11 protein-coding genes are annotated in these 13,982 nt (G+C 64.0%); 8 read left to right on the top strand and 3 right to left on the bottom strand.

Going from position 1 to position 13,982, the window contains the following annotated elements:
• Positions 1-38: 38 nt before the first annotated feature.
• From V6093_RS04175 to V6093_RS04155, 5 genes are all read left to right on the top strand, one after another.
• Positions 39-1,658, top strand: coding sequence for an ABC transporter substrate-binding protein (locus V6093_RS04175; RefSeq protein WP_267827374.1), 1,620 nt, complete (start codon positions 39-41; stop codon positions 1,656-1,658).
• Positions 1,655-2,605 carry an ABC transporter permease gene (locus tag V6093_RS04170; RefSeq protein WP_267827372.1) on the top strand — a complete coding sequence of 317 codons (951 nt, stop codon included), beginning with the start codon at positions 1,655-1,657 and terminating at the stop codon, positions 2,603-2,605. Before V6093_RS04175 ends, V6093_RS04170 begins: the two co-directional genes overlap by 4 nt.
• A gap of 1 nt (position 2,606) precedes the next feature.
• Complete coding sequence (locus V6093_RS04165) at positions 2,607-3,515, top strand: ABC transporter permease (protein WP_047602837.1); 909 nt, start codon at positions 2,607-2,609, stop codon at positions 3,513-3,515.
• Positions 3,512-5,131, top strand: a complete 1,620-nt coding sequence (locus tag V6093_RS04160; RefSeq protein WP_047602838.1) for an ABC transporter ATP-binding protein — start codon at positions 3,512-3,514, stop codon at positions 5,129-5,131. Before V6093_RS04165 ends, V6093_RS04160 begins: the two co-directional genes overlap by 4 nt.
• A gap of 140 nt (positions 5,132-5,271) precedes the next feature.
• Positions 5,272-6,372 (top strand): LLM class flavin-dependent oxidoreductase, encoded by a 1,101-nt coding sequence (locus V6093_RS04155; RefSeq protein WP_004374416.1) that lies wholly within the window; start codon positions 5,272-5,274, stop codon positions 6,370-6,372.
• 97 nt (positions 6,373-6,469) lie between these two features.
• Here the strand turns inward: V6093_RS04155 and V6093_RS04150 are convergent, their stop codons facing one another.
• Together V6093_RS04150 and V6093_RS04145 are read right to left on the bottom strand one after the other, a co-directional pair.
• Positions 6,470-7,789, bottom strand: a complete 1,320-nt coding sequence (locus V6093_RS04150; RefSeq protein ID WP_004374414.1) for an LLM class flavin-dependent oxidoreductase — start codon at positions 7,787-7,789, stop codon at positions 6,470-6,472.
• Between the two features lie 58 nt (positions 7,790-7,847).
• Positions 7,848-8,786, bottom strand: a complete 939-nt coding sequence (locus V6093_RS04145; protein ID WP_004374412.1) for an ABC transporter substrate-binding protein — start codon at positions 8,784-8,786, stop codon at positions 7,848-7,850.
• 296 nt (positions 8,787-9,082) lie between these two features.
• Here V6093_RS04145 and V6093_RS04140 point away from each other — a divergent pair, with 296 nt between their 5' ends.
• Together V6093_RS04140 and V6093_RS04135 are read left to right on the top strand one after the other, a co-directional pair.
• Positions 9,083-9,691 carry a cysteine dioxygenase gene (locus tag V6093_RS04140; RefSeq protein ID WP_406669711.1) on the top strand — a complete coding sequence of 203 codons (609 nt, stop codon included), beginning with the start codon at positions 9,083-9,085 and terminating at the stop codon, positions 9,689-9,691.
• On the top strand, positions 9,688-11,271 hold the full coding sequence (locus V6093_RS04135) for a rhodanese-related sulfurtransferase (protein ID WP_406669710.1): 1,584 nt from the start codon (positions 9,688-9,690) through the stop codon (positions 11,269-11,271). The genes V6093_RS04140 and V6093_RS04135 overlap by 4 nt, the downstream gene beginning before the upstream one ends.
• A 192-nt stretch (positions 11,272-11,463) precedes the next feature.
• Here V6093_RS04135 and V6093_RS04130 read toward each other — a convergent pair whose 3' ends face one another.
• On the bottom strand, positions 11,464-12,270 hold the full coding sequence (locus V6093_RS04130; protein ID WP_019751605.1) for a membrane protein: 807 nt from the start codon (positions 12,268-12,270) through the stop codon (positions 11,464-11,466).
• A 655-nt stretch (positions 12,271-12,925) separates the two neighbouring features.
• Between V6093_RS04130 and V6093_RS04125 the strand changes: the two genes are divergently transcribed.
• The gene (locus V6093_RS04125; protein ID WP_004576255.1) at positions 12,926-13,951 is read left to right on the top strand and encodes an ABC transporter substrate-binding protein; all 1,026 of its coding nucleotides are present in this window, start codon (positions 12,926-12,928) and stop codon (positions 13,949-13,951) included.
• Positions 13,952-13,982 lie beyond the last annotated feature (31 nt).

The raw sequence follows: 13,982 nt of genomic DNA, 5'->3' as shown, positions 1-13,982 counted from the left end.
CGGAACAGGAGAGCCCCACTCATTGAAGGACGAATCCCATGCCCCCACTGCACCAGCTGTTCGCCATCGGCACCCTGGCCCTGGCCCTCAGCGCCTGCTCGCCGGCCGACAACACCTCAACCAGCAAGACCCTCAACATCGCCTTTTGGGGTGACAACACCACGCTGGTCAGCGTCGACCCCTTTCAGGTCTACTGGCTCGAACACCGCGTGCTACTGCGCAACGTCGCCGAGTCGCTCACTGACCAAGACCCGCAGACCGGTCGCATCATCCCGTGGCTGGCGAAAACCTGGGAGGTCGGTGCCGATGCCCTGAGCTACACCTTCCACCTGCGCGAGGACGTCACCTTCAGCAACGGCGAACGCTTCGATGCTCACGCGGTAAAAACTGCCTTCGACAGCAACAAAGCGTTCGCCACCCAGTTGCCGGCCACCTTCGGTGCCACCTACCTCGCCGGCTACGACCACGCCGAGGTGATCGACGACTTCACCGTGCGCCTGGTCCTGGCAAAACCCAACGCGGGCTTCCTTCAGGCCACGTCCACCACCAACCTGGCCATTCTCGCCCCGGCCTCGTACCGGCTGAGCGCGCAGCAACGCTCGCTGGGCAAGATCATCGGTACCGGGCCATTCATCCTCGATCACTACACCCCGGAGGTCGGCGCACGCCTGGTCAAGCGCGCTGATTACGCCTGGCCATCGGCCAACGTGCGCAACCAGGGCCCGGCGTACCTGGATGCCGTGGACATCAGCTACATCCCCGAAGAGAGCGTGCGCAACGGCCTGTTCCTGCAAGGCAAGGCCGACATCCTGTGGCCACGCAACCCGTTCTCGGAAGTCGACCTGAAGCTGTTTCAGTCCAAGGGCGCGACCATCCAGAGCCGTTCGCTGCCGGGCCCGGCGCTGAACCTCTACCCCAACACCCGCAACGACCGGCTGCTCGGTGACCGCCAAGTCCGCCTGGCGCTGCAGAAGGCCATCGACCGCACGAGCTACGCGCACACCGTTTACAACAGTGCGTTCCCGGTGGTGAGTGGCGTATACGACGTCACCACACCGTTCTTCAAAGCCCAAGCCGACAAGCTCGCTTACGACCCCAAAGGCGCCGAGCAACTGCTCGACGCCGCCGGCTGGCACAAAGGCGACGACGGCTACCGACACAAGAACGGCCAGCGCCTGACGCTGCGTTACAACCTCACACCCGCCGAAAGCGCCGGTGACGTGCTGGTACAGGACCAACTGCGCAAAGTGGGTATCGACCTCAAGCTGAACGTACTGACCCGCGCCGAGTGGGTGACCGGCAACTCGGCAGGCACCTACGACCTCACCTCCACCTACATGACCCGCGCCGACCCGATCATCCTGCAGACCATCCTCGACCCGCGCGCGGCCAACAGCGCCACGCTCGCCACCAACACCTACGAGCCCACCACCCTGGCCAAAGCTCAGGCGCTGTTCGACAGCGGTATCACCGCCACTGCCGACACGCAACGGGCCCAGGCCTACGGCCAACTGCAGGACCTGCTGGTCGACGAAGCGTCGGCGTTCCCGCTGTACGAGCGCGTCTGGCAGGCAGCCACCGCGCCGCGGGTCAAGCACTTCCACTGGACTGCCGAAGGCTTCGCCCTGCTCAGTGACATCCAGGTTGGCCAGCCATGAGACGCTACCTGATCGGCCGCGTCGGCCAGGCCCTGTTGGTGCTGTGGGGGGCTTATACCATCACCTACTTCATCCTCTACCTGCTGCCCGGCGATACCTTGGCGATCATGCTGAGCGCCTCCGGCATGGAAGCCGACGGCCTGTCGCCTGAGGACCTGGCCAAAGCACGCACTTACTACGGGCTGGACAAAGGCTTGTTCGAGCAGTATTTCGACCTGCTGTGGCGGGCCCTGCACGGCGACCTTGGCCAATCGCTGTCGCTGGGCCGACCGGTCACGGCACTGTTGGCCGAGCGCCTGCCGCAGACCCTGGCCCTGGCCGGTGCCGCCATTGCCCTGTCGCTGTTGGCGGGTGTCAGCCTTGCCTGCCTGACCGCCTACCTGCAATGGCGTCCACTGAAGATTGCACTGGCGCGCCTGCCCTCGCTGGGCTTCTCGGTGCCGGTGTTCTGGATGGGCCTGCTGCTGCTCCAGGTGTTCGCTTTCGCGTTGGGCTGGTTTCCGGCCACCGGCAGCCAAGGCCTGGCCAGCCTGGTGCTGCCGGCCATCACCCTGGCGATCCCCAGCGCTGCGGTGTACGCCCAGGTGCTGCAACGCGGCTTTCAGGGCGTGTGGCAGGAGCCGTACATCACCACCGCCTTCGCCAAGGGCCTTAGCCGGGCCCAGGTTCAGGCACGCCATGGCCTGCGCAACGCGGCGCTGCCGCTATTGACGCTGGTCGGCCTGCAAGTCGGCAATACGGTGTCCGGGGCCGTACTGGTGGAAACCATCTTCTCGCGCAACGGCGTCGGCCGTCTGGCCCAGGAGGCTGTGCTGCGCCAGGACATCCCCGTAGTGCTGGCGATCGTCGGGGCGTCGGCTGCGGCCTTCGTGCTGGTGAACCTGATCGTCGACCTGTTCTACCCCTACCTCGATCCGCGCATCAAACACACCGTAAGGGTGAACTGAGATGACCCTCGACATCCCCCTGTCACCCCTCGACACTGCGCTCACCGAGCCCCGCCCTGCCGCCGCCTGGAAGCGTCGCACGCGTTGGCAGCGTGCATACCAGGTGTTGGCCCCGCTGCTGCGCCGACCCGGTTTCAGCCTGGCGCTGCTGATCGTACTGTTCGCCCTGCTTTGCGCGCTGGCCCCGCACTGGCTCAGCAGCTTCGACCCCTACGCTACCGCGCCCGCCGACAAGCTCAGTCCACCCAGCCTGGCGCACTGGTTCGGCACCGACGAACTGGGCCGCGACCTCTACACCCGGGTGGTGTATGGCGCGCGCCTGTCGGTGCTCGCCGCCCTGCTGGCGGTGGCCATCGCCTTGCTGGGCGGCTTGGGCCTGGGCGTGCTGGCCGGTTTTGCCGGCGGGCGCGTCGACGCGGCGTTGATGCGCCTGATCGACGTACTGCTGGCCCTGCCCGGCCTGCTGTTGGCCCTGGCTATCGTCACCGCCATTGGCTTCGGCACCGTGCCGGTGGCCATCGCCGTGGGCGTCGGCATCCTGCCCGGTTTTGCCCGCACCACCCGAGCCGAAGTGCTGCGCATCAAGACCCTACCCTTTGTGGAGGCCGCACGCCTGTGCGGTGCCAGCTGGGCACGCACCCTGCTGCGCCATGTACTGCCCAATGCCTGGAGCCCGGTAGCGGTGCTCGCCACCCTGGACTTCGGCGCGGCCATCCTGGCCACGGCCGGGCTGAGCTTCCTCGGCTTTGGCGCGGCGCCACCCGCCGCAGAATGGGGCACGCTGATCGCCAACGGCCGTCACTTCCTCATCACCGCCCCTTGGGTATCCCTGCTGCCGGGGCTGTTCGTGGTGGCCGTGGTGTTCAGCCTCAACCACCTGGCGCGCAGCGCCGAGGAGCATGCCCGATGAGCCAGTCACCCCTGATCGAGGTCCGCGACCTAAGCGTCAGCTACAGCGTCGCCGGGCAACGCAGCCAGGCCCTGCGCCAGCTGTCGTTCAGCCTGGTCCAGGGCGAGACCCTGGCGGTGGTGGGCGAGTCAGGCTCGGGCAAGTCGACCCTGGCCAACGCCCTGCTTGGTCTGTTGCCGGGCAATGCACGCATCGACCAAGGCCAGTTATGGGTCGATGGTGTCGATATGGCGCAAGCCAGCGAACGCGCCAGGCGCCAGTTGCGCGGGCGCACCATCGGCCTGGTGCCGCAAGACCCCATGGTCAGCCTTAACCCCACCCAACGGATCGGCCAGCAAATCGCCGAGGCGCTGCAGCTGGCGCGTGGACGACGCTATCCAGGCCAAGAGGCCGAGGTGCTGGCGCTGCTGGACCAGGTCGGCCTTGACGAGCCGGTGCTGCGGGCGCGGCAGTACCCCCATGAGCTGTCCGGCGGCATGCGCCAGCGGGTGCTGATTGCCATCGCCCTGGCCGGCGAGCCACGGCTGATCATCGCCGACGAGCCCACCAGTGCGCTGGACGTGACCGTGCAGCGGCGTATTCTCGATCACCTGCAACTGCTGGTCGCCGAGCGTGGCATCTCGCTGCTGATCATCACCCATGATCTGGGCATGGCCTGTGACCGCGCCGACCGCCTGTTGGTGTTGAAGCAGGGTGAGCAGGTCGAACACGCCTCGCCCCGGCAGATCCTCTGGGGCGCCCAGCAACCCTACACCCGCGCGCTGCTCGATGCCGCGCCGGCCTTCGTGCCACGGCGCAGGCCAGCCGCACCGCGTGGCCAGACGCCTCTGTTGCGCCTGCGTCATGTCGGCAAACGGTTCGAGCTGCCCGGCAACAACGCGCACTACACCGCCCTGCACGACCTGAGCCTTGAACTGCATGCCGGGCAGACCCTGGCGATTGTCGGCGAATCCGGCTCGGGCAAGAGCACCGCCCTGCGCATCGCCCTGGGCCTGGAGAAGCCCAGTCAAGGGCAGGTGGTGTTCGCCGGCGAGGACGTCACCGATTACAGCTGGAGCCAGTTCCGCCCCTTGCGCCGGCGTATCCAGCTGGTGCAGCAAAACCCGTTCGCCGCGCTCGACCCGCGCTTCACCGTGTTCGACAGCATCGTCGAGCCGCTGGTCGCTTTCGGCCTGCTCCGGGGCGAGGCACTAGAGCGCAAGGCGCGCGAGCTGATCACACGGGTGCAATTGCCAGTGCAGTTCCTCGATCGCCTGCCCAGGGAATTGTCGGGTGGCCAGCGCCAACGCGTGGCGATTGCACGGGCGTTGGCACTTGAGCCAGAGGTGCTGCTGCTCGATGAGCCAGTCAGTGCACTGGACGTGTCTGTGCAGGCGCAGATCCTCGCCCTGCTGGACGAATTGCAGCGCGAGCGCGGCATGGCCTATGTGCTGGTCTCCCATGACCTGGCGGTGGTGGCGAGCATGGCAGACCAGGTGCTGGTGCTACGGCGCGGGCAGGTGGTCGAGCAAGGGCCGGCGCTGCAGGTGCTCAGCAAGTCGGCCAGCGCCTACACACGGGCGCTGATCGACGCGATACCGGGGCATTCACGCAGCGTGTTGCCCGTGGCGATTTAACGGTTGTGCCGTGCGGCACGCACGTGCTGCGCGGATCGAACATGGGTGAACATCTGACAAGGGGTATTGATCATGAGTAAACGGCAGGTCCATCTCGGCGCAAGGATCCACGGCGTCGGCCACAAAAGGAGTTCCATTGCATGAGCCTCGAATTCATTGGCCTGATTGGCCCCCATGAAAGCAGCGAATCACAGGCGCCGCGCGGACCGCAGGTTGACCTGGGCTTCATCAAGGCCTTCGCCCAGGCCCAGGAGTACGCCGGCTTCGACAAGGCCCTGCTGGCGGTGAATACCAGCGCGCCAGACTCGATGATTCTCGCCAGCTACGTGGCCGCGCTCACCGAGCGCATCGGCCTGCTGGTGGCACACCGCCCCGGTTTCCAGGCACCGACCTTCGCCGCCCGCCAATTCGCCACCCTCGACCAGCTCAGCCGCGGCCGTGCTTCGATCAACGTGATAACCGGCGGCGACAGCGGTGACCTGCAGCGCGACGGCGACTTTCTCGACAAAGAGGCCCGCTACGCACGCACCGACGAATACCTCGATGTGCTGCGTAACACCTGGACCCAGACGTCGCCCTTCGACCACCACGGCGACCACTACCGGGTAGAGGACAACCTGACCTTGGTCAAACCCGTGGGTAAGCTGCCGGTGTACTTCTCCGGCGCCTCGGACGCGGCGGTAGAAGTCGCGGCCAAGCATGCCGACGTCTACATGATGTGGGGCGAGCCGCTGGAGCAGGTGCGCGAACGCATCGCCCAGGTGCGCAAGGCCGCCGCTCGCTATGGGCGGGAGCAGCACATTCGCTTCAGCCTGTCGCTGCGGCCGATCCTGGGGGCCACCGAGGAGGAAGCCTGGGCCCGCGCTGAACGCATCCTGGCCGATGCACAGCAGCGTATTGGCATTCGCCAGGGCAACCGCCGCGAGAAGAATTTCGGCAAGAGCAACGTGGGGTCCGAACGGCTGGTGCAACTGGCCAGTCAGCGCAAGGTCCACGACACCCGGCTGTGGACAGAGATTGCCGCACTGGGTGGCGGGGCCGGCAACTCCACCTCGCTGGTCGGTACCGCCGAGCAGGTCGCCGAAGCGGCGCTGGCGTATTACGACCTGGGCGTGAGCACGTTCCTGTTCCGTGGCTTCGATCAGTTGCGTGATGCCGTGGAGTATGGGCAGGCGCTGATTCCGCGGATTCGGGCGCTGGTAGCAGACCAGGAAGCCGGTCGCAGCACCCGCAGCGCCTGATCTGCAACGGCCTCTTCACGGCGAAGGCCGATCCTTCAGGTGATTGAAGATCCCTGAAGGATCGGTTGCTAGCCGCGAAGCGGCCGGCCCAGGCGATCTAACGGCCAGATCGCGGTATCGGCAACCCCAAACTTTCCCGAAGGGTCGTGCCCTCATACGCCGTGCGATACACCCCACGCGCCTGCAGCAACGGTACCACTTCTTCGGTAAACCGCCGGAACTGGCCAGGATGACCAATGTAGATATTGAACCCATCCAGCGCCCGCGCTTCGAACCACTCGGCCATCTTCGCCGCCACGGTTTCGGCCGAGCCAACGAAGGCCCCTGGCCGCAACTGACGGCCAAATTCAACAGCCTGACGCAGGCTGAAGGCCTTGTCCCGCGCCTGGTCGGCAATACGCTTGGCATTCGTGAAAAAGCTGCTCCGTGCGAACGCCAGGCTCTCTTGCGGGAACGGGGCATCCAGGTCGTACTGGCTGAAATCATGCCAGCCGAAGTTGCGCCCGAATTCCTTCAACGCCAGTTCAAAACTGTGGTCGGCCTGATGGTAATGGCGCTCGATCTCACGGGCGTGGGCGTCGTTGTCACCCACGTAGATCTCCGCGCCGGGCAATACCAACAACTGCTCCGGATCGCGGCCCAGGCGTGCGGCGCGGTGCTTGATGTCGCGGTAGAAGGCCTGGCCCTGCTCGATGCTGGCAGCGTGGGTGAACACCACATCAGCCGTGGCGGCCCCGAGCGCTCGGCCTTGTTCGGAATCGCCCGCCTGGAAGATCACCGGCTGCCCTTGGGGCGAGCGCTGGATGTTGAGCGGGCCGACGACCGAGAAATGCTTACCCTTGTGGTTGAGCGCATGCAGCTTGGTCGGGTCGAGGAACCGGCCGCTGGCCCGATCACGGGGGAAAGCATCGTCTTCGTACGACTGCCACAGCCCCTGCACGACGTGCACATGCTCCTCGGCACGGGCGTAACGGGTGTCGTAGTCATAATGCTCGTCGAGCCCGTAGTTACCGGCAGTGCCGGCATCGCCGCTGGTGACCACGTTCCACCCCGCACGGCCCTTGCTGATCAGGTCCAGCGAAGCCAGGCGGCGGGCGACGTTGAAGGGCGCGTTGTAAGAAGTGGTAAGGGTACCCACCAGGCCGATATGGCGGGTGCTGACCGCCAGAGCCGAGAGCAGGGTCAACGGTTCCAGCCGATTAAGATAGTGCGAAGGCGAGCCGGGGGTGATGAACTGGCTGTCGACGATGAACATCAGGTCGAACAACGCGGCTTCCGCCTGCCGGGCGATGGCGATGTACCAGTCGATGTTCACGCTGGCGTCGGCGGGCAGTTCGGGGTCGAGCCACAGGTTGTGCCGCCCCGGGCCGCCACTGCCCATGGTCAGGGCACCGAGTTTGATCTGTCGTTTGCTCATGGGGAATTCCTGTTGGAAGGTTCATATCTGAATGTCGCCGCGGTCCTTGCGCAGCGGCCTAGTTATTGGCGAATGCTGCGTTGAACGAGGTATCGAACAGGCTTTGCGCCGGGTATGCCTTGATCAGCCCGAGCCCGGAGAAGAAGTCCACGGTTTTCTGCGCATCGGCGATCACCTGCGGGTCCAGCGGCGCGAGGTCGGTGCGTGCACGGGCGAACCAGGCACGGGCGATGTCCCGATCAGCACGGGTGAGCTTGGCCCACGCGTCGGCGTAGGCCTCGGTATTGGCGGGGGCGCTCAAGGTCCAGTCACGGGCCTTTTTCAGGCGCTGGAGGAAATCGGCGATCTGCGCACGCTTGAGTTCCACCGCCTTGCTGTTGGCGACCACGAAGCTCTGCGCCGGGATTACCCCATCGGCGGTGGCCAGCACCCGGGCGCCTTGCCGCTCCTGCTGAGTGACGTACGGCTCCCAAGTGGCGATCACATCCACCGAACCACCGTCCAAGGCGTGGGATGCATCCAGCGCACTGAGGTAACGCAGTTCCACGGCATCACGCGGCACGCCGGCCTTGTCCAGGGCACTGAACAGCAATTGCTGGCTCCACGAGCCTTTCCAGATGGCCGCGCGCTTGCCGCGCAGGTCCTGCAGGCTGTGGATCGGCGAATCCTTGCGCGCCAGGATGGCCACGCCTTCGAGGTTCTGCCGGCTGACCGCAATCACCTTGATCGGCGCCCCCAAAGCACCGAGGAACAGGGGCGGCGCGTCGCCCAGCAGGCCAATATCGAGACTGCCGACGTTGAGCGCTTCGGCCACCGGGGAGCCTGCGGTGAACTGCTTCCACTCCAGGGTGTAAGGCAGTTGTTCCAGCACGCCGGCGGCTTCCATCACTGCACGCGCGTTGTAACTCTGGTCACCGACCACCAGGGTCTGGGCGGCGGCGGCAAGGCTGAAAGTGGTGGCCAACACGGTGGCGGCCAGCTGTTTGAAGTAACGCACGTTCGTCTCCAGATACCCGCTTGGGGCATGTGAGGCGATCCGCGCGTGCGGTCTCGTCTGTGGTTGTTTATAGCCCCGAGGTATTAACGGGGTACTTTTTATAATCTAATCGGTGTTACGCATCCTGTGAAATGCACGTTGGGCATATCCTCATGCCTTTCACTGCGGCAATTTCAAAACAAACGGTCAATCCTGTAAATGCATTATTTGCATATTAGCTTATGTTTATTTTGCATTTTGAGAATAGAAAAAAGGTTTGCTAGGGTTAACTGAAACCTGAGAGCAGAGCCTGAACCATGACCGAACCCCTGCACCCGCAGCGCTTGCGCCACTTCATTGACCACCTCGCCGCGCTGCTTGACCAACAGCCTGACGAAGCCACCCTGCTCGACGCAGGCCAAGGCCTGCTGGCCGAGCTGGTCGCCCATGACGACTGGCTGCCGGACGACCTCGCCCAGCCCGACCCACAGCGCTATCAGCAATACCTGCTGCACTGCGACTCGCGCCAACGTTTCTCGGTGGTGAGCTTCGTGTGGGGCCCGGGGCAGCAAACACCGATCCACGACCACCGGGTCTGGGGGCTGATCGGCATGCTGCGCGGTGCCGAGCACGCTCAGGGCTTCGTGCGTGACGCCAAGGGCGCTTTGTTGCCAGAGGGCGCCCCCCTACGTCTGGTACCCGGCCAGGTGGAAGCGGTGTCGCCGCGCATCGGCGACATTCATCAGGTGAGCAATGCGTTCGCCGACCAGGTATCGATCAGCATTCACGTCTATGGCGGCAACATCGGCGCCGTCAAGCGCGCGGTGTACGCCTTGGACGGCAGCGAAGAACCGTTTGTCTCCGGCTATTCCAATACCCGCCTGCCAAACATCTGGGACCTGTCCAAAGAGAACCCTGCCCCATGAGCACCGTCACCACCCGCCGTTACCACGACATCCGCCGTGCTTTACTGGCCCAGGAGGAGCTGGCCCTGATCGACGTCCGCGAAGAAGACCCTTTCGCCCAGGGCCATCCGCTGTTCGCGGCCAACATACCCCTGTCGAAGCTGGAGCTGGAAATCTTCGCCCGCGTTCCCCGGCGGGACACCGCCCTCACCGTCTACGATGACGGTGAGGGGCTCGCCGCCGTCGCCGCGCAGCGCTTACTGGCCCTGGGCTACATCAATGTTGCCGTGCTCGATGGCGGCCTCGCCGGCTGGCGCGCTGCGGGCGGCGAGTTGTTTCGCGATGTCAACGTGCCAAGCAAAGCTTTCGGCGAACGGGTGGAAAGCGTGCGCCACACGCCTTCGCTGGCTGCCGAACAGGTCAAGGCGCTGCTTGATGGACAGGCCAATGTGGTGGTCCTCGATGCCCGCCGCTTCGACGAATACCAGACCATGAGCATCCCCGGCGGCATCAGCGTGCCTGGCGCCGAACTGGTGCTGCGCGTGGCCGAACTGGCGCCTGACCCGGCGACCCAGGTGATCGTCAACTGTGCCGGGCGCACCCGTAGCATCATCGGCACCCAGTCGCTGATCAATGCCGGCATTCCCAATCCGGTGGCGGCCCTGCGCAATGGCACCATCGGCTGGACCCTGGCGGGGCAGCAACTGGCTCATGGTCAGGACCGCCGCTTTGCCGAGGTGGGTGCGGGTACCCGCGCCAACGCCGCCGGCCAGGCCCGGGCGGTAGCAGACCGCGCCGGCGTGCTGCGCCTGGACCGCGCCGGGCTGGGCCAGTGGCAGGCCGACACGCAGCGCACCCTCTACCTGTTCGATGTGCGTACGACCGAGGAATACAGCGCCGGCCATCTGCCGGGCAGCCGCTCGGTGCCCGGCGGGCAACTGGTTCAAGAGACCGACCACGTCGCCAGTGTGCGCGGGGCGCGCATCGCGCTGGTGGACGACGATGGCGTGCGCGCCAACATGAGCGCCTCGTGGCTGGCACAGATGGGCTGGCAGGTCGCTGTGGTCGACGGGCTGACTGCAGCGGACTTCAGCGACCGGGGTGAATGGCAACCGCCGCTGCCCGAATTGCCGGATGCCAGCGAAATAACCGTCGAGCAACTGGCCAGCTGGATGCAGGAAGACGGCACCGTAGTGCTGGACTTCACCGCCAGTGCCAATTACGTCAAGCGCCATATCCCGGGCGCGTACTGGGCGATCCGTGCCCAGCTGGCCGACGCGCTGGAGCGACCGCCCGAGGCCCGCCGTTACGTGTTGACCTGTGGCAGCAGCCTGCTGGCGCGCTTCGCCGCGCGCGACCTGCAGTCGCTGACCCGCACGCCGGTTTACGTGCTCGCAGGAGGCACCGCATGCTGGATCGCCGCCGGTCTGCCCCTGGAAGGCGGTGAGGCCCGCCTTGCCGTACCGCGCAGCGATCGCTACCGGCGCCCCTATGAAGGCACAGACAACCCACACGAGGCGATGCAGGGCTACCTGGACTGGGAATTTGGCCTGATTGCGCAGCTTGAGCGCGATGGCACTCATGGTTTCAGGGTGCTTTGAACCGTATCCACGGTGGTATTTGAAACGACGCGCTGGATCGAAAGCGGGCCTGGACGGCCGAGCGCTTTCGAACCAGACGCGTTACAAGGGAAATAACCGTTGCTGGTCGGCCCTCGTCGATACACAACGCTTGATGAATGATGATCAACGGAGCCTGGACCAGATACTCTGTGGTACGTCTGAAACATCACATTAGAAATGCACCTTGATCAATGCACTCAACGCGTTCTGATCGGTCGGAAAGCCGTGGCTGTCTTCGATGCCATATTTGTCGGACCAATAGTCCCACTCGATCCCCGCATAGAAACGCGCCGGCGCTTGCCCCATCGCCTTACCGACGTCGTACTTGATCTGGGGGTTGAAGTGGAAACTCTTGGCTACGTAGTTCGAGGTACCCTTCGTACCCACATCATTGACGTACCACTCCAGATAACCGTCGAACAAAATGTCTGAGCGCCCGAGCGGTATCGTCATCGCCCAGGTCGGGTTGATCTGCCACTGTCCAGACGCTTTGCCGGTTATCCCATCGGGCTTGCGGTAGTAAGTGTTCAGTGAAAAACGATCAAAACCAGGCAGGTTCAGGTCAACAGCGGGCCCAAGCAGGTACTTTCGATTGCGCCCTTCTCCGCGCTCATAGGTGGCAGCGATCAACACATCCTTGACGATGCCATAGCTAAGACGGTGGCCACTGATTTTGCCCAGCGACAGTCGCGGTGAAAACTCGCCGTAATAGGTGTAGCCATCGTTGCCGGACAAGCCGTTGGACCACTTGTTATCGACGAACAAGAACATGTCGCCCCACGTCCAGCCACTGGCGTGCTCGAAGGTGATGGTTTGCTGGATATCGTTGCCGGTGCCATCGACTTTATAACCATGCCCGTAGAGGTAGCTTAGGCTGTTGTTGCTCCACATCAGCGGATTCGCCTGGGCACTACCAGTGGCCAGCGCGCAGAGTGGGACGACGCTGTGAAGCAGCCAGGAAAGAGCGTTCGGTTTCATTTGCATCCCTTGGGTCGTGATTGTTGGTTTTTGCCAGCAAGGGTATGCAGCAGCGGACGACCTCTCCTCTGGCCCCGGCTCATGCCGAGGCGCCACCCTTGCCGGGGGAGCGGCGCAAGGCCGCCAGAGCAATGTCCCATGCCAACTTTTGGCACTGACCGCTTCTACTCGAGTTAGCGCAAAGCAGGGCTCGTGCCAACTAATCGGATACACGCAGATTATTTATTGTGCGCAATCTTCATCACCAATGAACACCATATGCGCAGAGTATTGCGCACTTTATTAGTGCTCAATCGGTACGTTCTGCACCTTCTCAACTCACGCGTCAGTCCCGCCCCCCTCGGATGCGGGTCGCTACACCGCAAAGTCAGCGGCTTCATGAAATTGGCATGCTTCTGGCTTCTTGTATCAGCGAGTAGAAGCGGTCAGTGCCAGGCATGGCATGGGGCATTGCTCTTGCGTCCTTCGGGGCGTACATCCGAGCGGATGTTTGAACGAGGCTATGGCAGCCCCGGGCAAGAGAGCAATGTCAGTCGCCAGTTCACGCCCTTTTGCTTCGCGACTTCATTCTCTTCCCACGTTCTCTCCGCCCGGCTCCTTCGCTGTCGCGCTATCCGGCGCACGGTGGTTTTTGAATCGGGGTGAAGAACACATGATGAAAACGCGTTTGGCCTTGGCTCGCCCGCTACGCTCGCTGTTGGCAGCAGCGTTGCTCCCCACCACGCTGACGATCGCTCCGCTGGCGATCGCTGGCGACAAAGTCGTGTTGCTGACCTCTTGGTATGCTCAGGCCGAACAGGGCGGCTTCTACCAGGCACTGGCCGATGGGTTGTACGAAAAGGAAGGCCTGGATGTGTCCATCCGCATGGGGGGACCACAGGTCAATGGCATGCAACTGCTGGTCAGCAAGCAAGCTGATTTCATCGTCAACTATGACCTGCAGATTCTAAAAAGTGTCGAGCAAGGCCTGCCAGTGGTCGCAGTGGCTGCGCCCTTCCAGGGAGACCCGCAAGGGTTGATGACCCACGCGGACGTCAGCGGACTTGATGGGCTTGGCGGCAAGCCTGTGCTGGTGTCCACCTCGGGCCAGCAAACCTGGTGGCCTTGGCTGAAGGGTAAATATCAATTGGCTGACAACCAGGCGCGGCCTTACACCTTCAACCTGCAACCCTTTCTAGCCGACCCGCAAACCACACAACAGGCGTATGCCAGCTCGGAACTGTTCCAGGCGATAAAGGCAGGCGTGACGCCTAACTTTTTCCTCTTCGCAGATGCCGGTTATCCACCCTACGGATCCACCGTGGTCACCCGTCAAGACATCATCGCTCAGCACCCGGAGCGGGTAGCAGGTTTCGTGCGCGCCTCCATGGAGGGTTGGAAGCGCTATCTGGATGACCCCAGCGCCGGCAATGCACTGATCAAGCGCGACAACCCCAACATGACCGATGAACTGCTGGCCTGGGGCGTCTCGACCCTCAAGCAGTACCGCCTGGTCACCGGTGGAGAGGCCGCAACCCAGGGGATCGGCACCATGACTGACAGCCGCTGGCAAGCGACCCGCGACTTCATGGTCGAGGCGGGTCTGCTCGGTCCCGACGCACCTTGGCGCAACGCTTACACCACGCGCTTTGTGCAAGACCTGAAGGTACTCCCTGAGGCCGAGCAGGTCGGCAGCCGCTGAACACCATAACAAGCTCAACGCTGTGAGGAAT

It is taken from the genome of Pseudomonas putida group bacterium ESBL64 (assembly GCF_045277175.1).
GTDB classification, from domain to species: Bacteria; Pseudomonadota; Gammaproteobacteria; order Pseudomonadales; family Pseudomonadaceae; genus Aquipseudomonas; species Aquipseudomonas alloputida.
This window is presented reverse-complemented; position numbering and strand designations above follow the sequence as displayed.